At 75.0% G+C, this 19,578-nt stretch carries 15 protein-coding genes; 3 read left to right on the forward strand and 12 right to left on the reverse strand.

Features of this window, described 5'->3' with window-relative positions:
* Positions 1-1,952, forward strand: a 1,952-nt coding sequence (locus tag AB0O91_RS32865) for a LamG-like jellyroll fold domain-containing protein (RefSeq protein ID WP_363441088.1), incomplete at its 5' end; no start/stop codon positions are given.
* A gap of 196 nt (positions 1,953-2,148) precedes the next feature.
* Entirely contained in the window at positions 2,149-3,006 is an 858-nt protein-coding gene (locus AB0O91_RS32870) for an RNA polymerase subunit sigma-70 (RefSeq protein WP_363441090.1), read from the forward strand.
* Between the two features lie 13 nt (positions 3,007-3,019).
* Here the strand turns inward: AB0O91_RS32870 and AB0O91_RS32875 are convergent, their stop codons facing one another.
* Positions 3,020-3,553, reverse strand: a complete 534-nt coding sequence (locus tag AB0O91_RS32875) for a phosphatase PAP2 family protein (RefSeq protein ID WP_363441169.1) — start codon at positions 3,551-3,553, stop codon at positions 3,020-3,022.
* A gap of 80 nt (positions 3,554-3,633) precedes the next feature.
* Positions 3,634-4,974, reverse strand: coding sequence for a diacylglycerol kinase family protein (locus AB0O91_RS32880; protein ID WP_363441171.1), 1,341 nt, complete (start codon positions 4,972-4,974; stop codon positions 3,634-3,636).
* Between the two features lie 440 nt (positions 4,975-5,414).
* Between AB0O91_RS32880 and AB0O91_RS32885 the strand changes: the two genes are divergently transcribed.
* Positions 5,415-8,555 (forward strand): BTAD domain-containing putative transcriptional regulator, encoded by a 3,141-nt coding sequence (locus AB0O91_RS32885; RefSeq protein ID WP_363441092.1) that lies wholly within the window; start codon positions 5,415-5,417, stop codon positions 8,553-8,555.
* A gap of 71 nt (positions 8,556-8,626) precedes the next feature.
* Here AB0O91_RS32885 and AB0O91_RS32890 read toward each other — a convergent pair whose 3' ends face one another.
* The 10 genes from AB0O91_RS32890 to AB0O91_RS32935 all read right to left on the reverse strand — a co-directional run bounded on the left by AB0O91_RS32890 (position 8,627) and on the right by AB0O91_RS32935 (position 19,455).
* A complete protein-coding gene (locus tag AB0O91_RS32890) occupies positions 8,627-9,655 on the reverse strand; it encodes a 2-dehydropantoate 2-reductase (protein ID WP_363441094.1) in 1,029 nt (342 codons plus the stop codon).
* Between the two features lie 6 nt (positions 9,656-9,661).
* A complete protein-coding gene (locus tag AB0O91_RS32895) occupies positions 9,662-10,915 on the reverse strand; it encodes an ATP-grasp domain-containing protein (protein WP_363441096.1) in 1,254 nt (417 codons plus the stop codon).
* Positions 10,916-10,945: 30 nt separating this feature from the next.
* Positions 10,946-11,434 (reverse strand): flavin reductase family protein, encoded by a 489-nt coding sequence (locus tag AB0O91_RS32900; protein ID WP_363441098.1) that lies wholly within the window; start codon positions 11,432-11,434, stop codon positions 10,946-10,948.
* Complete coding sequence (locus AB0O91_RS32905; protein WP_363441100.1) at positions 11,431-12,792, reverse strand: ATP-grasp domain-containing protein; 1,362 nt, start codon at positions 12,790-12,792, stop codon at positions 11,431-11,433. Before AB0O91_RS32905 ends, AB0O91_RS32900 begins: the two co-directional genes overlap by 4 nt.
* Positions 12,789-13,661, reverse strand: coding sequence for an NAD(P)-dependent oxidoreductase (locus AB0O91_RS32910; protein ID WP_363441102.1), 873 nt, complete (start codon positions 13,659-13,661; stop codon positions 12,789-12,791). The genes AB0O91_RS32905 and AB0O91_RS32910 overlap by 4 nt, the downstream gene beginning before the upstream one ends.
* A 138-nt stretch (positions 13,662-13,799) precedes the next feature.
* A complete protein-coding gene (locus AB0O91_RS32915; RefSeq protein WP_363441104.1) occupies positions 13,800-15,047 on the reverse strand; it encodes an MFS transporter in 1,248 nt (415 codons plus the stop codon).
* Positions 15,047-16,051: a diiron oxygenase gene (locus AB0O91_RS32920; protein WP_363441106.1), complete on the reverse strand. Its 1,005-nt coding sequence runs from the start codon at positions 16,049-16,051 to the stop codon at positions 15,047-15,049. Before AB0O91_RS32920 ends, AB0O91_RS32915 begins: the two co-directional genes overlap by 1 nt.
* The gene (gene ectB / locus AB0O91_RS32925) at positions 16,048-17,334 is read right to left on the reverse strand and encodes a diaminobutyrate--2-oxoglutarate transaminase (protein ID WP_363441108.1); all 1,287 of its coding nucleotides are present in this window, start codon (positions 17,332-17,334) and stop codon (positions 16,048-16,050) included. Before ectB ends, AB0O91_RS32920 begins: the two co-directional genes overlap by 4 nt.
* On the reverse strand, positions 17,331-18,296 hold the full coding sequence (locus AB0O91_RS32930) for a 3-methyl-2-oxobutanoate hydroxymethyltransferase (RefSeq protein WP_363441110.1): 966 nt from the start codon (positions 18,294-18,296) through the stop codon (positions 17,331-17,333). Before AB0O91_RS32930 ends, ectB begins: the two co-directional genes overlap by 4 nt.
* Positions 18,286-19,455, reverse strand: coding sequence for a pyridoxal phosphate-dependent aminotransferase (locus tag AB0O91_RS32935; RefSeq protein WP_363441112.1), 1,170 nt, complete (start codon positions 19,453-19,455; stop codon positions 18,286-18,288). The genes AB0O91_RS32930 and AB0O91_RS32935 overlap by 11 nt, the downstream gene beginning before the upstream one ends.
* Positions 19,456-19,578: the final 123 nt, after the last annotated feature.

Raw genomic sequence — 19,578 nt, forward strand, 5'->3', positions numbered from 1 at the left:
CCGGCGGCAAGGGCTGGACGAACATCCAGCTCACCCACCGCGGCACCCTCACCGGCGGCAACAACATCGACGACGTCATCGCCCACGCCCCTGGCGCCCCCGAACTCTGGCTCTACCCCAACCCCGGCAACACCGGCGTCTACGGCCGCATCGACAAGCCGGTCTCCCTCGCCAAGCCCAAGTGCGCCAAAACCGCCACCGAGGACTGCTCCTGGCTGACCACCACCGGCTACAACGCCACCAACTGGTCCACCACCCTGCGCATCGCCGCCCTCGGCGACCCCGTCACCACCGACCTCGACCCCAAGCTCGGCTTCAAGAACAAGACCGGCCTGCTCACCGTCGAGAGCACCGACAACGGCACCGACGCGGCTCTTTGGTACTACCCCGCGACCAACGCCAACACCCTGGGCAAGCCCGTCCGCCTGGCCGCCGCCGGCTGGAAGGACAAGGAACTCCTCACCCCCGGCGACTGGGCCAAGCAGGGCCACCCCGGCCTGTTCACCCGCAACCTCGCCCCCTCCCCCGACGCCGCCAAGGACGACCTCACCGGCCTCACCTTCACCACCGGCACCGTCCTCGCCACCGACAACCAGGGCCAGCCCGTCAACGACCCCAGCGGCAAGCCGCTGATGGTCCCCACCCTGACCGGCATCGCCACCTCCACCAAGATCGGCGGCGTCCCCAGCGACACCTGGACCACCCTCGGCTCCGACGGCGACCTCACCGGCAACGGCAACACCGCACTCTGGGGCAAGAAGACCGACGGCACCATCGACATCTGGTGGGGCAAGCCCACCACCCCGGGCACCCCCACCGCCGGCTACACCTGGCAGGTCGGCCCCAACACCATCGCCAACACCGGTGTCAACCCCCAGTGGTGGGCCCTCGACGGCCGCACCTCCGGTGACACCGGGGACACCAACAAGCTGTACCGCAACGGCGACACCACCGGCACCACCTACCCGACCGGCGCCACCCTGACCGACGACCACAACCGCACCGCCGCCAAGGCCACCACCTTCGACGGAGCATCGGTCTACCGCACCACCGCACCCGTCAACAGCACGGTCGACACCTCCCGCAGCTACAGCGTCTCGGCCTGGGTCAAGGTCAACAACACCAACGGCTACCAGACCGCCGTCTCGCTCACCGGTGACGTCGCCAGCCCGTTCTACCTGCAGTACTCCAAGGCCTTCAACAACTGGGCCTTCGTCCTGCCCAGCAACGACAGCCTCAGCCCCACCGCCTGGTACTCCGCCTACGACCGCACCGGCCGCACCGGCGTCACCGTCGGCCAGTGGACCCACCTCACCGGCACCTACAACGCCGACGCCGGCACCATCACGCTGTACGTCAACGGCGCGGCCGTCGGCAGCGCGCAGATGCCCAGCGGCTGGAAGCCCGCCCCCGGCAGCCTCAACGTCGGCGGCGTCGCCTACAACCAGCAGACCCCCGGCGACCTGCTCAACGGCGCCGTCAGCGACGTCCGCGCCTACCCGTACGCCCTGACCGACCAGCAGGCCAACACCCTCGCCACCACCGACGCCTCGATCCAGATCCGCAGCGCGGTCGACACCCACAAGTGCCTGGACAACTGGTGGGGCGGGGCCGGCACCCAGCTCCGGCTCTACGACTGCTGGAACGGCGCGTCCCAGCACTTCGTGATGACCAAGGACAACCAGATCAAGCTCCCGGTCTCCGGCCGCTGCCTGGGCACCGCGGACGCCGTCGCCGTCAACGGCACCGCGGTCGTCGCCCAGGACTGCGGCAACAACCCGGGCGCCCAGACCTGGGTCCGCCGCTACGACAACTCGCTGTACAACCCGGTCTCCGGCCTCTGCCTCGACCTGCACGGTTGGAACACCACCAACGGACAGGGCCTGGACGTCTGGCAGTGCGCCGACCAGGCGAACCACCACTGGATCTTCGAGGCCCAGCAGACGGTCTGATCCGCCACGAACCAGCGACGCACTGACGACGCCGTCCCCCGCCGGGAGCCACCCGGCGGGGGACGGCGTCGTTCCTCCGGTCGATCCGGATTTCGGGCCGTACAACCCACTGTGATCATCTGGCCTCTCCGAGTAAGGTCCACCCACGAACGGGCGGTCCGCAGCGGGCGCCCCCGGCGGACCGAGGAGTGTGACCGTGCCCGACCAGGACCGGCAGGCAGGCCAGTTGGAGCACCTCCGGCCGCGGATGCGGGCCCTGGCGTACCCGTTGCTGGGCTCGCACGCGGAGGCGGCGGAGGCCGTGCGGGAGGTCTGGGTCAGGCTCGGGCGGATCAATCCGGAGGAGGTGGCGGACCTGCCGGACTGGCTGGCCGTGGTGACCGGGCGGGTGTGTCTGAGCCGGTTGGGCGAGCGCCCCGCGCGGGCCGGGGTGCGGCTGCCGGACCCGGTGGTGGAGCCGGCGGGCTGGGCGCGGCCGGACGGGCCGGTGGGCCTCGAACTGCTGCTGGCCCTGGACGGGTTGGCGCCGGCCGAGCGGGTCGCCCTGGTGCTGCAGGACGTGTGCGGCCGGCCGCTCGACGAGGTCGCGACCGTCCTGGAGCGGACCACGGCGGTGACCCGCAGGCTCACCGAGCAGGCCCGTCCCAAGGTGCAGGGCGCGCGCGAGGCGGACGCCGAGGACCGCCCAGGCGTCCGGCGCCGGCTGGTCGACGCCGTCACCGCCGCGGTGCGCGACGGAGACCCGGCGGCGCTGGCCGCGGCCCTGGACCCGGCCGCCGAGCTGCGCGCGGACGGCGGGCGGGCGCTGCCCGCCGCCACGGGGGCGGTCCGCGGGGCCGGGCGGATCGTGGAACGGGTCGCCGAACTGGGCGCGGACGGCCCGGCGGTGACCGCGGTGCTGGTCAACGGTGCCCCGGGTGCCCTGCTCACCCGGGACGGCGGGCCGACGGCGGTGCTGGGCCTCGCGGCCCGGGCCGGCCGGATCACCCGGGTCCACCTGCTGCTGGACCCGGAGCGGCTGGCCGCGCTCGACCCGGACGCGCTCGGCGCGTAGGAGCTCCCCGGGCCTAGCCGATCCGCCGCCCCAGGGCGAGCGCCGTCCCGGCGCAGGCGCTGCCGAGCAGGGCGCCCGCCAGCACGTCGCCGGGGTAGTGGACGCCGGTGTGCACCCGGGAGTAGCCGACCGCGCAGGCGAGCAGCGCGAGCGGGGCCGCAGCGGCGGGCAGCAGCGTGCCGACGGCGGTGGCGAGGGCGAACGCCGAGGCGGTGTGGCCGGACGGGAAGGAGGCGGAGGCGGGCATCGGCACCTGGCGGTCCCGCACCACCCGGGCGGCCTCGCGGTCGGGGCGCGGGCGGCGCACCAGTTGCTTGCCGAGCAGGTTGGCGGTGCCGGAGGCGAGCGCGACGGCGGCCGCGCCGGTCAGGCCGGCCCGGCGGCAGCGGCCCGGGACGAGGGTCAGGGCGGCCGCGACGGAGAGGTTGATCTTCGAGTGGTCGGCGGCCCGGGAGAGGGACCGCAGGGCCCGGTCGAGGGCGGGTGTCGGGGTGGCGGCGACGGCGGCGTAGAGGGCGCCGTCGAGCGCGGCGAGGTCGCGCAGCACGGCTTCGGCGCGGCCGCGCCGGGCGGCGCCGTTGCCGCCGCGCGGGCCGGCTGCGGTGCCGTCCCGCCGTACGGCGCCGGTCACGGGCGGCCGCCGGCGGCCGGGGCCCGGTCCAGGGCCAGTCGGGTGATGTCGCGCCAGTCCAGCCGGTGGGCGCGGGCCTGTCGGTCCGGGTCGGCGCCCGGGCGGTCGCGCGGGACGCGGACCCGCAGGGCCCGGGGCAGCAGGGTGCAGACGACCGGGGTGGGCAGGGTGAGCGCCTCGCCGTCGACGGCGACCGGGATCTCGGGGACGTCGGCCTGCACGGTGACCCGGCGGGCCGACAGCAGGGTCAGCCCGGCGGCCCGCTCGCCGCGCAGGGCGAGTTCGGCGGCCTGCGCGGCGTCGTCGACCCGGACGCCGAGGACGCCGAGCACGCCGCCGTCCAGGCTCGGGCGGCGGCCGAGGTCGGCCGGGTCGGGGGCGGCGTACGGGTTGTTGCTGACCAGCAGGGCCTGCGGCGCGTCGATCCGCCGGTCGTCGGCGCGGGCGGTGAGCGCGGGGCCCGCCTCGCCCTGGAGCAGGTCGGGCAGGGCGTCCAGGGCGGTGGCGGTCTTGGCGTCGCGGTACCCGGGGCTCTGCACGATCTGCGCGTAGGCGCCGAAGGAGACGGTGTTGACGAAGGTGCGGTCGCCGACCCGGCCGAGGTCGACGGCGAGTTCGACGCCGTCGCGCAGGGCGTCCAGGCAGGTCGCGGGATCGGCGCGGTCGAGGCCGAGGTCCATCGCGAAGTGGTTGCGGGTGCCGGCGGAGACGACCAGGAAGGGCAGGTCGTGCTCGGCGGCGACGGCGGCGACCAGGGCCTGGGTGCCGTCCCCGCCGGCCACGCCGAGCAGGTCGGCGCCCTCGGCGACGGCCCGGCGGGCGAGTTCGGTGACGTCCTGCGGGGCGGCGGGGTCCAGCAGCACGACCCGGGCGCCCAGTTCCTCGGCGCGCCGGACCAGGTCGAAGCGTTCGACCTTCCCGCCGCCGGACTTCGGGTTCATGATCAGGACCGGCCGCCGCGGCGGCGGGGTCTCCCGGACGGGCATCGGCCGCGGTGGCCGGGCGGCCCGCAGCGCGGCCCGGCCGCAGGCCAGGCCGGCGAGCCAGAGCACGACGGCCACGGCCGCGAGCAGCGCGACCTCGGCGTCGTAGGCCAGCACCACCACGGCGACCGGCGCGCCGACCGCCAGCACCGCGCCCGCCAGCCGCGGCAGGCCCCGGCGGGTGATCACCCACCAGACGCCGACGGCCGTCACCGCCAGGCCGACCAGTTCGGCGAGCAGCACCAGCAGCCCGCGCGGCCCGGTGAAGGCGAGCACCACCACGGCCGCCACCGCGCACACCAGTGCGATCCGCGCGAGGCGGCGCGGTCGCCGCCGGTCCGTCGCCTCCGTCATCGACCCGTCCTCCTCCACCCCGTCCTGACCCATCCGGCAACCGTAACCGGGGGTGCCGCGCGGGGCACGCCGGAGCCGTCCGGAACCGGCCCGCCGAGGCCCGGCGGGCGGGCGACGACAGGCCCCGCGGCACGGGTTCGGGAGGGCGGCCCCACCGGACCCCAATGTCCGGAAACAATTCCGTGGCCGTCCGGCCGACCGGCCTGATCAGCGAATCCGAACCGCCCCCGGCGGCATTGACACCGTATACGAAGTATCTGCGTCAGCAGTGGTCAGCGCCGGGTCGCGTACGATAGCGCGGGGGATATGGCGAGAATTCGCCCGGTCCACGGAAAGCTCCGGAGCGGGCTGTCCGGTTCAATGCCGTGACTGTAGTGCCCACCGGGGAATGTGGTGTATACCAATAGGCTGAGCGCGTTCCGGTTTGCGGGGAGGAAGGCATGCTGCTGCGGCTGCTGGGGTCGGTCGAACTGCTCCATGAGAAACGCTCGCTCGACCTGGGCGGACCGCGCCAGCGGGTGGTCCTGGCGATGCTCGGACTCAACCTCGACCGCACCGTCTCCACCGAACAGCTGATCGACGCCGTCTGGGGGGACGCGCCGCCGACCACCGCCCGCGGCCAGGTCCAGGTCGCCGTCTCCACCCTGCGCAAGCGCCTCGCCCAGGCCGGACGGCCGGAGGCGATCGTCACCCGCTCCCCCGGCTACGCCCTGGCGCTGGAACCGGCCCAGGTGGACAGCCTGGAGTTCGAGCGCCTGGTCGCGCGGGCCCGGGAGGAGAGCGTCGCGGGCCGCACCGAGCAGGCCGCGGAGACCATGCGCGAGGCGCTCGCGCTGTGGCGCGGCCCCGCGCTGGACGGGGTCCCCGGCGAGCTGGCGCAGCGGGCCGCGACCCACCTCGACGACCGGCGGCTGACCGTCCTGGAGGAGCGGGTCCGGCTCGACCTGCTGCTCGGCCGGCACGGCGAGCTGAGCGCCGAGCTGGCCTCGCTGACCGCCCGTCACCCGCTCCGGGAGCGGCTGCACGGGCACCTCATGCTGGCCCTGTACCGCTCCGGCCGGCAGGCGGACGCCCTGGAGGCCTTCCAGCGGGCGCGCCGCGCGCTGGTGGAGGAGATCGGCATCGAGCCCGGCCAGGAACTGCGGGACCTGGAACGGGCGATCCTGCACCAGTCCGCCGAGCTGGACCTGCCGGTGCGCCGCGACGGGCACGCCCGGCCCGCCGACGGCCCCGCCGCCGGCGCCGCCCCGGGCCACCGCTCCCCCGCGCCGCCGGCCCCGGCCGGCCCGCCGCACCCGGCCGCCGCCAGACCGATACCGCCCACCCCGCCGCCCGTCCCGACGGAGACCGGCTTCCGCCTCACCCCCCGCCAACTCCCGGCCAGCATCAGCGACTTCATCGGCCGTCGGCACCAGCTCGACGAGATCAAGAAGCTGATCGTGCCCGCCGCCGACACCGCCGACCCCGGCTACGCGGTCCCGATCGTCAACATCTGCGGCCCCGGCGGGGTCGGCAAATCGGCCCTGGCCGTCCGCGCCGCCCACGAGGCGGGCGCCCACTTCCCGGACGGCCACCTCTACGCCGACCTGCACACCCTGACGGCGGAGGAGGGCGCCGCCGGCGAGGGCGACAACCGGACCGGGACGCTGCTCGCCCGGTTCCTGCGGGCCGTCGGGGTCCCGGCCAAGGCGATCCCCGAGGACCCCCAGGAGCGGGCCGAGATGTACCGCAGCCGGCTGGCCGACAGCCGGGTCCTGGTCGTCCTCGACGGGGTGACCGGCGCCGAGCAGGTCACCCCGCTGCTGCCGGGCAGCGCCAGCTGCGCCGTCCTGGCCACCAGCCGGGTCCGACTGGCCCGGGTCCCGGGGATCCACCGGGTGGACGTCGAGGTCTTCGACATGTCCAACGCGCTCGACCTGCTGGCCGGCATCATCGGCCGGCCGCGGGTGCAGGCCGAACTGGACACCGCCGTCGAGCTGGTGCAGCTGTGCGACGGGCTGCCGCTGGCCCTGCGGATCGCCGGCGCCCGGCTGGCCTCGCACCCGCACTGGCCCGTCGAGCGGCTGGTGCGCCGGCTGCGCAACGAGCGGCAGAGACTGGACGAACTCAGCCACCACGGCCTCGAACTGCGCTCCACCATCAGCCTCACCTACCGCGCCCTGCCGCTGCCGGCGCAGCGGCTGTTCCGGCTGTTCTCGCTGGTCCAGCTGCCCGACGCACCCGCCTGGATCGCGGCCGCGCTGCTGGACACCGACCCGGCCACCGCCGAGGACACCCTCGACCTGCTGGTCGAGGCGCAGGTGATGGACATCGTCCAGTACCCGAACCAGCCGGGGCCGCGCTACCGCTTCCACGACCTGGTCCGCGCCTACGCCCACGAGCAGCTGCTGGCCTCCGAGAGCGCGGAGGTGCGGGAGGCCGCGCTGGCCCGGATGCTGGGCGGCTGGCTGGCGCTGGCCGAGGACGCCCACCGCCGGGAGTACGGCGGCGACTACACCGTCATCCACGGCGGCGCCGAGCGCTGGCGGCCGCCGCCGGTCGCCTGGTCCGGCCGACCCGGCGCCGGGGTGGACGGCTGGGACACCGAACGGCTGGCCCTGGTGACGGCCGTCCGGCAGGCCGCCGCGGCCGGGCTGGACGAACTCTGCTGGGACCTCGCCCTCACCTCGGTCACCCTGTTCGAGGCCAAGGGCCACTTCGACGACTGGGAGGAGACCTCGCGCCTCGCCCAGGAGGCGGCGGTGCGGGCCGGCAACACGGTCGGGCAGGCCGCGATGCTCTACTCGCTGGGCACCCTGCACATGTTCCAGACCCGGCACGAGCAGGCCCAGGAGCACTTCACCCTGGCCCGGGAGCTGTTCGAGGCGGCCGGGCACGACCACGGCCGGGCCCTGGTGCTGCGCAACGACGCCTTCCTCGACGGGGTCCGCGGCGACCACCCGGCGATGCGGGCGAAGTACGACGAGGCGCTGACCGTGATGCGGCTGGTCGGCGACCGGATCGGCGAGGCGCACATCCTGCGCAGCCTGGCCGGCTGGTGGATGACCGCGGGCGACACCGAGCGGGCCCGCGCCCTGCTGGAGCAGGCCCTGGTGATCTGCCGGTCGGAGCACTGCGTCCGGGTGGAGGCCCAGGTGCTCCAGCGGTTCGCCGAACTGCACCTGTCCACCGACCGGACCGAGCCGGCGGCGGACGCGCTGTGGGAGGTGCTGCGGATCGTCCGGGCCGGCGGGGACCGGATCGGCGAGGCGTACGCCCTGCACGGCCTCGGCACGGTGCGCCGCCGGGAGGGCAGCCTGGACGGCGCGGTGGACACCCTGACCCGGGCGCTGGAGCTGTCCCGGCAGGTCGGCGAGCGGGCCGTGGAGGCCCGCTCGCGGTTCGCGCTGGCCGAGATCTCCCTCCAGCGGGCCGACCGCGCCCAGGCCGCCGGGCACCTGGCGGCCTGTCGCCGGCTGTTCGCCGAACTCGGCTCCAAGCACTGGCTGGAGCGGACCGAGGAACTGCTGACCGCGACGGCCGGGCCCGGGGCCGAGCACGGGGCTCCGCTGCGGGCCGGCAGCCGCACGGACTGCGGCTGACCGGACCGCGGCTGACGGCCGGGCGCCCGGCCGACCCGCCCGGTGCCCCCGGCTACCCGCCCGGTGCCCGGCTACCCGGCGGCGGCCGGCCGCTCCGGCGCCGCGCGGCCGACCAGTTCGGCCAGCTCCGCCGGGGCCAGAGCGCCGGGTTCGCGGCGCTCCCGCGCCCAGCGGTTCACCAGCTCCTGGAACAGCTCGTTCACCGGCGTCGGCACCCCGCAGCCGCGGCCCAGCAGCACGATCTCCCCGTTCAGGTAGTCGACTTCGGTGGAGCCGCCGCGCTTGAGGCTCTGCCAGGTCGAGCCGTGCCCCGCCCCGGCCCCGGCCGGCGGCTCGTCGACCACGCCGCGGCGCAGGTCGGCCAGCTCCGCGGGGGCGGCCCAGGCGATGCCCGAGCGCTCCAGCACCGCGACCGCCTCGGCCCGCGCCCGCAGGGCCAGTTCGACGGACTCGGCCCCCGGCCGCTGCCCGCACAGCGCGTCGACGGCGTTGGCCAGGTTGTTGACCAGCTTGCCGTACTTCCAGCGCAGCACGTCCTCGACCACCTCGGCCCGGAAGTCGGCCCCGGTGAGGTCCGCGGCGATCTCCCGGAGGGTGTCGTCGGCGCCCTGCGGGTAGCGGCCGAGGACCAGCACACCGGTCCGCGGCCCGCACCAGACGCGCACCTCGCCGGGGGTGAGGAAGGCGGCCGGCAGCACCACCATGGCGCCGTACACCCGGCGGAACCGCCGCAGCGCCGACCGCTCGTTCTCCACCCCGTTCTGCAGGCAGACCAGCGGCAGCCGGGAACCGGCCCGGCCGCCGTCCGGCCCGACCGGGCGCTCGGCCCAGGCGGCCAGCGCGGCCCCGGTGTCCTGGGTCTTGACGGCCAGCAGCAGTACGTCGTCCTCGCGCAGGTCGACCTCGTCCGGGCCGGCCGCCACCGGGATCCGGGCGGTGTCCGGGCCGCCCGGGCCGTGCACGGTCAGGCCGCGGTCGCGCAGCGCCGCGCCGTGCTCGCCGCGCGCCACCAGGACCACCCGGTGCCCGGCCCGGTGCAGCCGGGCGCCGACCACGCCGCCGACCGCCCCGGCGCCGATCACGATGTACCGCCTGTTCATGAGGTCCTATTCCTCCCAGCTGATCCCGGCCGCGTACCAGGCAGCCAACTCCTCGGCGTTCGCGGCGATTTCCGCCGCGTCCCGGCCAATGATCACATAGCCGCCGAGGTAGTCCCCGGACTTCTCGCCGCCGTGGTAGCGCTCTCCGATCACGCCCTTGATCCGTTCCTCGACCACGAAGGACGGCGGGTCCTTCGGCAGTCCCGTCAGCCGGCCCTTCCCCGGGTAGAAGAGCACCCAGCCGCCGGAGCTGCCCCGGTCCACGGCCCGCCGACCGCCGCCGGGCGGGATCCGCTCGCCCAGCTGGGCGGCGAACCAGCGCTGGTCCAGGTCGAAGCCGGTGCAGGCGCGGATCGCCCCGGTGGTGCGGGCGCCGCCGGTGCGGCTGGCCACCTCGCAGAGCACCAGGCGGTCGTCGGGGGTGAGGAAGACCTCCAGGTGGAAGTTGGTGCAGTCGGGGGTCGGCAGCACCCCGAGGACGCGCTCGGCGTAGCCGATCAGCCGGTCCGTCAGCGGGTCGTCCCGGTTCATCTGGGCCGAGCCGAGGTAGCCGCCGGAGTGGAAGGTCAGGCAGTCGTTGAGGTAGTGCGAGACGAACACGGCGGCGAGCCGGCCCTCGCTGACCAGGCCGTCGACGACGTACATCCGGCCCTCGACGAACCGCTCCACCTCGGCGTGCTCCGGCAGGCCGTCGGCGAGCAGCGCGGTGAGGTCGGCCTCCCCGCGCAGCACGGAGGTGCCCTTGGAGCCGGAGCCCAGGGCGGGCTTCACCACCACCGGGTAGCCGTGCTCCCGGATGAAGCCGTACAGGTCGAAGGCGACCCGGACCGGGGCGAACTCCGGTACGTCCAGGCCCTGTTCGCGCAGCATCCGCTTCATCAGGACCTTGTCGCGGAACGCCAGGGCGCTGTCCCAGTGCTGGCCCGGCAGGCCGAGCAGCTCGCGCAGCCGAGCGGCCCGCAGCACGTCCCGCTCGCCGCGGGCGATCACCGCGTCGAACCCCTCGCCGGTCAACTCCATGGCCACCCGCTCCAGTTCGGTGCCGCCGTGGTAGCCGACGATCGGCCGGGCCGCGGGCAGGTGGGCGTACTGGGGGTACTTCTCGGCCGAGACCAGTAGGGTCACCCGGACGCCGAGTTCGGCCGCCCAGGCGTCGTACGGGGTGTCGGCGTGGTCGCTGTCCACCAGCACCAGGGCGTGCGGGGCGGCCACCGCCACTCCGGCGGCCCGGTGCTGGCGCGGCTGTGCTTCCGTGTCCAATTGCTCCTCCAGTCAGGGTGGTCGGCGGTCTCAGCCGCGGACCAGGGCGGGCTGGGCCACCGGCTGCATGACGCCGTGCAGGTGGACCAGGCTGTCGCCGGACGCGCCGGGCCGGACCTCCGCGACGGCGGCCGTGACCACGTGGTGGTCCCCCACCGTGCGCACGTCGTGCCGGGTGCAGACCAGCCAGCTCAGGCAGCCGTCGAGCAGCGGGACCTCGTGCGGCCCCGGCTGCCAGCGGGTGTCCGGGCCGAAGCGGTCGGCGCCCGGAGTGGCGAACAGCCGGGCCACGCCCTGCTGGTGCGCGCCGAGGATCTGGATGCCGAACCAGTCGCTGTCCCGCAGCTGGGGCCAAGTGCTGGAGGTCTCGGCCAGCGCGAAGGAGACCAGGGCCGGACGGGCGCTGACCGAGGTGAAGGAGGTGATCGTCACCCCGACCGGCCCGGGCGCGGTGAGCACCGCGATCCCGGCCGCGTGCGGGCGCAGCGCTCCGCGCAACTCCTCGGCGGTGACGCTCACTTCGCGACTCCGACCGGCTCGCTGCCCGCGGCGTCCGGCACGGCCGACGGTTCGGTCGGGGCCGTGGGCTCCGCGGGCCCGGTCGGGGCCGCGCCGACCAGGCGGTCCGGCCGGGCCGCGATGGTGTCCAGGGTGCGGGCCGGCGGGCCGGTCACGGCGGGCGAGGTCCGGATCGCGATCCGGGCGGCCAGGGCGCCCGCCCGCTCGGCCGCGTCCCGGGCGTCCCGGCCGCGGACCAGCACCAGGCCGCAGCGGTCGTAGGACCAGGCGATCGGCACCACGGTGTCGCCGGGCGCGACCGTCACGGCGGCGTCCACCACCGCGGGGTCGGCGAGCACCTCGGCCAGGCCCTCGACGGAGTCGACCACGCCCGGTTCGGCGGTCAGGAAGCGGATCGAGGCGCCGCAGGACGGCTCCCCCGGCCGGACCGGCTCGGTGCGCCCGGCGTACCAGAGGAAGGCCAGCGCGTCCGTGTCGATCCCGTACACCTGCTGGACCAGGTCGGTGATCCGGTCACCGCCGCGGCGGCTGTGCGACTCGACCAGGCGCGGCCCCTGCGCGGTGAGGATCACCTCGGTGTGCGCGGGCCCGTCGGCCAGGCCGACCGCGTCCAGCATCGCGAAGACCAGCTCCTCGACCCGGCGGGCGGTGTCCTGGTCCAGCGGGGCGGGCTGGGTGTGGCCGACCTCGACGAAGGAGGCCAGCTTCTCCTTGGCCGTGAGGGCGAGCACCACGTGCTGCCCGGCGAAGCTGAAGGTCTCCACGCTGATCTCGGTGCCGGACAGGAACTGCTCCATCAGGAAGGAGTGCAGCCCGAACCCGGCCGCCCAGGCCCCCGCCTCGTCGGCGGCCGCGAGGTCCTCGACGAACCGCACCCCGAGGCTCCCGGAGCCGTAGCGCGGCTTGATCACGGTCGGGCCGTGCTCGGCGACGAAGGCCCGGATGTCCGCGGCGGTGTGCCCGATCCGGGCCGCGACGGCGTCGACGCCGCGCTCGGCGAGCATCGTCCGGAAGGCCAGCTTGTCCTGGAGCACCCGGACGAGCTCCAGCCCGTTGCCCGGCAGGCCGAGCCGGCTGGTCGCGGCGGCGGCGGGCTCCAGGCCGTCCTCGATGATCGAGACCACCCGCACCAGCGGGCGCGACCGGTGGACGGTCTCCAGCAGTTCGGCGACGGCGGCCGGCTCCCGGTAGTCCGTCAGGTAGGCCTCGGCGACGTGCGCGAGGCCGGCCGGATCGAGCTCCTGCGGCCCGTACACCCAGACGATCTCGAAGCCGGCCGCGCGCACCTTGCGCAGGGTGGCGGGGGTGCCGCCGATCACGGCGATCCGCGGCGCGGACGCGTTCCCGGTGCTGGTCATGCCCGCAGCTCCCGTCCGGCCCCGGCCTCCAGCCAGCGGACCACCTCGGTGTTGTCGGCGTGCTCCGGCAGGGCGGCGCGGGCCTCCTCCCAGAGCGCCCGGCAGGCCCGGCCGAGGTCGGCGCGGCCGCCCGCGTCCGCCAGCAGCCGGTCGGCGATCCGCAGGTCCTTGAGCATCAGCCGCAGCGCGAAGCCCGAATCGAAGCCGCCGGTCAGCACATTGGCCGGGAACTTGGTCTCGGAGGCGTGGTTGCGGCCGGTGGAGGCGTTGACCACCTCCAGCATCACGGCCGACTCCAGACCGAACGCCCGCCCGGCGAGCAGGACTTCGGCGGTCGCGGCGAGACTGACCGACGACAGCAGGTTGTTCAGCGCCTTCAGCGCGTGGCCGGCCCCGGACGGGCCGACCCGGTACACCCGCCCGCAGGCGGTGAGCACCGGCTCGACCAGGTCGAGCGCCTCCGGGTCGCCGCCCGCCATCAGGGTCAGCTCGCCGGCCCGGGCCGCCGCCGGACTGCCGGACACCGGGGCGTCCACCACGTGCACGCCGTACGTCCGGGCCAGTTCGCGCAGTTCACGGGTGTCGCCCGGGTCGCTGGAGCCGGTGTCCACCAGCACCGAGCCCGCCGCCATGGCCGGCAGCAGCTGCTCGGCGACCGCCCGGACGGCGGCGCCGTCCGGCAGCATGGTGACCACGACGGGCGCGGCCAGCCCGGCGGGTCGGGCGACGGCGGTGATGCCCGCCTCCCCGCCCGCCCGTTCGGCGGCGGCGGTGTCCAGGTCGAAGGCCGCCACCTCGAAGCCGGCCTCGGCCAGGCGCCGGCACATGCCGCCGCCCATCGTCCCGAGCCCGGCGAATCCGATCCGCATGGTCGGTCTCCCTCCGTTCGCTTCCATCAGGTCGTCATCACGTCCGGCACCGGTCGCGGCCGGCCCCGGTCAGGTCCGGCACCGGCCGGTTCAGGCGCTGGTCGTCTCCGGCGCTGGTCGTCTCCGGCACCGGCCGGTTCAGGCACTGGTCATCTCCGGCTCCGCAGAGGGCAGTTCGGCGGCACCGCCGAGCGCGACCCGTTCGGCCGCGACGCCCGTCAGCGCGAAGACCGCGGCCGCGCCGATCCAGCCGACCGCGCCCGAGCCGAGCAGCAGCCCGGTGACCACCACCGGCCCGAGCACCCGCTGACCGGCCAGGCCGAGGCCGAACACCGCCAGGTAGCGGCCGCGCGCCTCGGGCGGGGCGAGCACGATCGACAGGTTCCAGGTGGCCGAGGTGCTGACCACCTCGCCCACCGACAGCGCCACGATCGCCAGCACCAGCATCAGCACGGACGCCGCGCCGTGCACCGCGGCCGCCGCGGCGAAGCACAAGCTGCAGACGGCCAGCGCCGCCCCGCCCCACCGCAGCATCCGGCTGCTGCGCCGCACCTCGTCAGCGAGCCGGCTGACCGGCAGCTGGGCGACCACCACCAGGACGGTGTTGAGCGCGTACAGCACCGACACGGTGGCGGCCGGGGCACTGGTGTGCTCCAGCACCCAGACCGGCATCGCGACCAGCAGCAGCACGTCGAAGAAGGACAGCAGGAAGTTCAGGCCGGTCAGGGCCAGGTAGCGGCGGTCCGGCAGGATCCGCGGCCCGCCGCCGGACCCGCGCCCGGCGGCAGCGGCGGCCGGCCGGGCCGGGGCGGGCACCCGCAGCACCAGCACGGCACCGCCCAGGAAGGCCGCGGTGATCAGCACCATGGTCGTCCGGTAGGCGGTGACGGTGTCCAGGGTGAGGGTCACCCCGCCGGCCATCGCGCCCAGCCCCAGGCCGATGTTGCGCACCACGTTGACCACGCCGAGCAGCCGGCTGCGGTCGCGCTGCTCCGGCAGCGCCGCCGCGACCAGCGCCTGGAGCACCGGCGGCCCGGCCCGGTCGAAGGCCACCGAGAAGAGCGTGACCAGCAGGTACTGCCACAGGTCCGTCACGAACGCGAAGGCCAGGAAGCACAGTCCGCGCCCGGCGTACACGGTGGCCAGCACCCGCCGGGCGCCGTGCCGGTCGGCCAGCACCCCGGCCAGCAGCGAGCCGGCCAGGGCGACGGCGCCGGCCACCGCCAGGCCGGTCGCCACCTGGTTCGCGGTCAGTCCGACGTGCCGGGTGAACCAGGCGATCGAGCTGGCCGTGAACAGGCCGATGCCGAGCGACTGCACCAGCGCGGCGAGGGCCAGTCGGCGCCCTTCGGCGGAGAGGTCCCGCAACCCGACCGGCCCGCGCATCACTCCGCCCCGAAGTCGAAGTCGACCAGCTCGGTCAGCTCCATCTCGCGCACGATCCGGCGGATCCCGGAGAAGTCGCGCACCAGCAGGTTGTGGCCCGCCGCCCGCCGGCAGTCCTCGACGATCTCGTCGGCCCGCTCGAACCCGGCGTGCTTCAGGATGCCGGGCCAGACCGCGAAGTCCTGGGCGACGAAGGCGTTCAGCGCCTCCGGCAGCGCGGTCACGAAGGCCCGCTGCTGCTCCTTGTTCAGGTGGGTGTACAGGCCCTTGGCCACCTCGACCATGACGGAGGAGTGGGCGGACTCGTCCCGGGCGTGCAGCCGGGGGACGAGCGCGTGCAGCGGCTGGACGGTCTCGTCCCGGGAGAGCAGCTCCAGGTAGGCGTTGACGCTGATCTCGGAGACCGTCGTCCAGACCAGCTTGAGCAGGTCGCGCTCCCACTTCTCGGAGACCTTGGCCTCGGCCTCCAGCAGCCGGCGGTAGGTGACGGTGTGCGGGTAGGCCGGCTCGGCGGTCACCTCGCGCAGCTCCCGGGTGCGCTGCATGGCCACCATGTGCATGTAGGTGTGCCACACCTCGTCGACGTGGGTCTGCTGCACCGCCCGCTTGGTGTGCACGCCGTCGGCGCCGGGGAAGACCCCGTGCATGATCATCGCGAAGGTCGGGTTGGCCACGTACTCCTCGGCCGCGATCACCCGCTCGTTGTAGACCAGCCAGGCCAGCGTCTGCACGGTCCGCCGCTGCTCCGGGGTCGCCGCCAGCCAGAGCGGGTGCTCGGCGAAGGGCAGCAGCCGCTCGGGGTAGTCGGGCAGCGCGGCGTCGTAGTCGCCGGTGTCGGGGTCGGTGATCTCGGTCAGGTCGGTGCGGACGGTGGCGCGGCGCGGCCAGGAGGCGGCCAGCCGGCGCAGCACCGACTCGTCGATGCCGTGCGCGTGGTCGTCGCCGTGCGCGCCGACGGTCTCAAGGGCGTCCGGGGTCTCGGTGTCGGGCAGCAGGTCGGTCAACGGTCCTCCTCCTTGCGGGCCACCGCGTCGATGACGTCGGCGAGCAGCGAGATGCCGTGCACCAGCCGGTCCCCGGCCAGCACGATCGGCGGCATGATCTTGAGCACCTGGCCGCGCGCGCCGGTGGTCTCCACCAGCAGTCCGGCGGCGAAGGCCGCGCGCGAGACCCGGTCCGCCAGGGCGGGGTCGGTGAAGGCGAGGCCCCGGATCAGACCCCGGCCGCGCGGGGTGCAGCCGAGCGCCTCGAACCGGCGGGCGAGGCCGGCCAGCAGGCCGTCCAGCAGCGTGACCCGCTCGGTCAGGCCGCGGGTGAACTCCGGGTCGGCCCAGTGGTCCAGGCAGGCGGCCGCGGTGACGAAGGCCAGGTTGTTGCCGCGGAAGGTGCCGCTGTGCTCGCCCGGGCCGAGCTGGTCCAGCTCCGGCTTGACCAGCACCAGCGCCATCGGCAGCCCGTACCCGCTGATCGACTTGGACAGGCAGACCAGGTCCGGGGTGATCCCGGACTCCTCGAAGCTGAAGAAGGTGCCGGTCCGGCCGCAGCCGGCCTGGATGTCGTCGACGATCAGCAGGATGTCGCGCTCCCGGGCCAGCTGCGCCAGCCGGCGCAGCCACTCCGGGCTCGCGGCGGAGAGCCCGCCCTCGCCCTGCACGGTCTCCACCACGAAGGCGGCGGGCTTGTCGATCCCGCTGCCCGGGTCGTCCAGCATCCGGGTCAGGTAGTCGATGGTGTCGACGCCCTCGCCCGCGAAGCCCTCGTACGGCATCCGCACCACGTTGCCGAGCGGGACGCCAGCCGCGTCGCGCTTGAACGCGGTGGCGGAGGCGGCCAGGGCGCCCAGCGAGAGGCCGTGGAAGCCGCCGGTGAAGGCGATGATGCCGGTCCGCCCGGTGACCCGGCGGACCGTCTTGAACGCGGACTCGATCGCGTTGGTGCCGGTCGGGCCGGTGAACTGGACCCGGTAGCTCAGGCCGCGCGGCTCCAGCACGACCTCCTGGAAGCGCTCCAGGAAGCGGCGCTTGGCGCCGGTGTGCAGGTCCAGCCCGTGCACCGGGCCGTCCGCGAGCAGGTAGTCCACCAGGGCCTGCCGGGCGGCGGCCGGGTTGTGGCCGTAGTTCAGCGCGCCGGCGCCGGACAGGAAGTCCAGGTACTCGCGGCCGTCCTCGTCCCACATCAGGTGCCCGCTGGCCCGGGTGAAGACCGCCGGGAAGCGCCGGCAGTAGGTGCGGATCTCCGACTCCAGTTGGTCGAAGACCGCCGTGCCGGAGGAGGTGGTGGTGGTCATCGGGCGCTCCAGGGCTGGGAAGCGGAGATCAGGTCGATCTCCTCGGGGGTCAGGTCGGTGCGCGGCGACAGCGGGAAGCCGCCGTCCAGGGTGAGCCCGATCAGCTCGCGCATCCGGTCCGCGATCAGGTCCGGGGTGTAGCGGGTGGGGGCTTCGGCGGCCTCGATCACCGCGGTCGGCGGGAAGAACCGGCCGCCCCGGGCCGGACGGACCACCGCGTCCCAGATGTTGAGGCTCTGCCCGCCCCACTCGGCCCGGCCGCTGAACACCGAGTACAGCGGGATGCCGGCGGCGTCCGGGCGGCTCAGCGCCCGGTTGACCGGCTCGCTGACCATCTCGACGATCAGGCCGGCCGCGCCCGCGTCCCGCACCCGGCGGGCCTGCGCGAACATCCGCTCCGCGCCCTCGGCGCTGTCGCCGTGCCGGCTCAGCTCGCCGCGCTGCGGGGTGTAGCCGAGGTGGCCGAGGGTGGTGGTGCCGGTCAGCGCGAGCGCCTCCAGGCAGTCCAGGTCGCCGTCCCCGGCCAGCTCGACCTTCACCGCGTCGGCACCGGCCGCGCGGAAGCGCTCCCCGGCGGCCAGCGCGGCGGCGGGGCCCGCGGTCGCGCCGTCCGGCAGGTCGGCCAGCAGGAACGGCCGACGGCCCGCCGGGAAGTGCGCGTCGAGCGACGCCCGCACCTCCGCGACCAGCCCGACCAGGGTCTCCAGCGCCCAGGCCCGCTCGGCGTCGTCCGCCAGCACGGTGCTCGGACGACCCAGGTGGGTCATGAAGTAGGAGTCGCCGACCATCACGCACTCCAGCGGGCAGTCGGCCAGCTCGGGCGCCTCCAGCGCCCGGGCCAGGCCCTCCACCTCGTAGCCCCGGTAGGCGTTGACCTTGAGGCCGAGGCGCGACGGGGCGTCGTAGCGGCGCAGGAACGGCGCGAGGCCGGAATGCTCCAGAACCACCGTGTCAGTGCTCATCGGTGCCCTCCCGGTAGATCTTGTTGATGCGGTCGATCGCCTCCGCCACCAGCTGTGGCGGGGCGGCGGTGAAGCAGAGCCGGGCCCAGTCGCCGCAGTGGGCGCCGAACACCCGGCCGGGGGCCAGTCCCACGCCCAGCTCGGCGCAGCGGCGGATGAACCGCTCGCCGTCGCCGTACGCCGCCAGGTCGAGGAAGGTGTACAGACCGCCGGAGATCCTGGTGTGCGGGACCTCCAGCTTGGAGTCGGCCAGCCACCAGGCCGCGGCGGCCCGGTCACGGCGGCGGGTCAGCTCCTCGGCCGGCGTGCGCAGCGCCTCGAGGGCGGCGAACTGCGCCGCGCTGGAGACCGAGTAGAGCGTGTGCAGCGACCACTTGGTCAGCGGCTCGGTCAGCCCGGGCGGCGAGACCAGGAAGCCCACCCGGGCGCCCGGCATCGCGTAGGTCTTGCTGCAGCTGTACACCGAGAAGGTGCGCTCGGCGGCCCGCCCGACGGTGGCCGGGTCGACGAAGCCGGCCCGGGTGAAGTCGTAGTTCTCGTAGGCGTTGTCGGCGATCAGCCACAGGTCGTGCCGCTCGGCCAGCTCGGTGAGCGCGGCCAGTTGGGCGTCGGTCAGCCGGTAACCGGTCGGGTTGTTGGGGTTGTTGAAGTAGATCGCGCGGGTCCGGTCGGTCACCGCCCGCTCGATCACCGCCAGGAAGTCGAAGTCGGCGTCGGCGCTGAGCTCCAGGAACACCGGCACCTCGCGGGGCACCCCGCCGGCCGCGTGCACCAGGCCGGTCGCGAACAGCCACTGCGGGGAGAGCACCAGCACCTCGTCGCCGCGCTCCAGGATCGCGTGCAGCACCACCGCGATGGCGTGGGTGCCGCCGTTGGCCACCAGCACCTGGGCGGGCTCGACCGGGCTGCCGCGGCGGGCCGTCAGGTGCTCGGCGAAGGCCTCGCGCAGCTGCCGGACCCCGCCGGGCGGGCCGTGCTGGTGGGCCGCGATCGCGAACTCCCCGGCGCTCCACGGGCGGGGGCGGGCGCAGGGCTCGAAGACCGTCTTGCCCTGGTGCAGGCCGATCGGGGCCAGGTCGCCGCTGCGGCTGAGCAGTTCCTCCACCTGCACCAGGGGTGAGGGCGGAATCTCTCTGAGGTCGCGCGCCAGTGACGGCATGCTCGGGTGCTCCTCGGTTCTCGGGTGGTCCGGCGAGGTGGCCGGACGGGACGGTCCGGCGAGCCGACCGGACGGAACGGTCCGGCGGGGGCGGTCCGGGCGCCGCGGGCACGGGCGCCGCGC

Source organism: Kitasatospora sp. NPDC089797 (genome assembly GCF_040684795.1).
Lineage (GTDB): Bacteria > Actinomycetota > Actinomycetes > Streptomycetales > Streptomycetaceae > Kitasatospora.

What these genes read in the sequence shown, in the direction of transcription:
- AB0O91_RS32880 (WP_363441171.1), bottom strand. Translation starts at nt 4,974, where the DNA reads ATGACGGAGGCGACGGACCGGCGGCGACCGCGCCGCCTCGCGCGGATC.
- AB0O91_RS32885 (WP_363441092.1), top strand. Translation starts at nt 5,415, where the DNA reads ATGCTGCTGCGGCTGCTGGGGTCGGTCGAACTGCTCCATGAGAAACGC.
- AB0O91_RS32890 (WP_363441094.1), bottom strand. Translation starts at nt 9,655, where the DNA reads ATGAACAGGCGGTACATCGTGATCGGCGCCGGGGCGGTCGGCGGCGTG.
- AB0O91_RS32905 (WP_363441100.1), bottom strand. Translation starts at nt 12,792, where the DNA reads ATGACCAGCACCGGGAACGCGTCCGCGCCGCGGATCGCCGTGATCGGC.
- AB0O91_RS32910 (WP_363441102.1), bottom strand. Translation starts at nt 13,661, where the DNA reads ATGCGGATCGGATTCGCCGGGCTCGGGACGATGGGCGGCGGCATGTGC.
- AB0O91_RS32915 (WP_363441104.1), bottom strand. Translation starts at nt 15,047, where the DNA reads ATGCGCGGGCCGGTCGGGTTGCGGGACCTCTCCGCCGAAGGGCGCCGA.
- ectB (WP_363441108.1), bottom strand. Translation starts at nt 17,334, where the DNA reads ATGACCACCACCACCTCCTCCGGCACGGCGGTCTTCGACCAACTGGAG.
- AB0O91_RS32930 (WP_363441110.1), bottom strand. Translation starts at nt 18,296, where the DNA reads ATGAGCACTGACACGGTGGTTCTGGAGCATTCCGGCCTCGCGCCGTTC.
- AB0O91_RS32935 (WP_363441112.1), bottom strand. Translation starts at nt 19,455, where the DNA reads ATGCCGTCACTGGCGCGCGACCTCAGAGAGATTCCGCCCTCACCCCTG.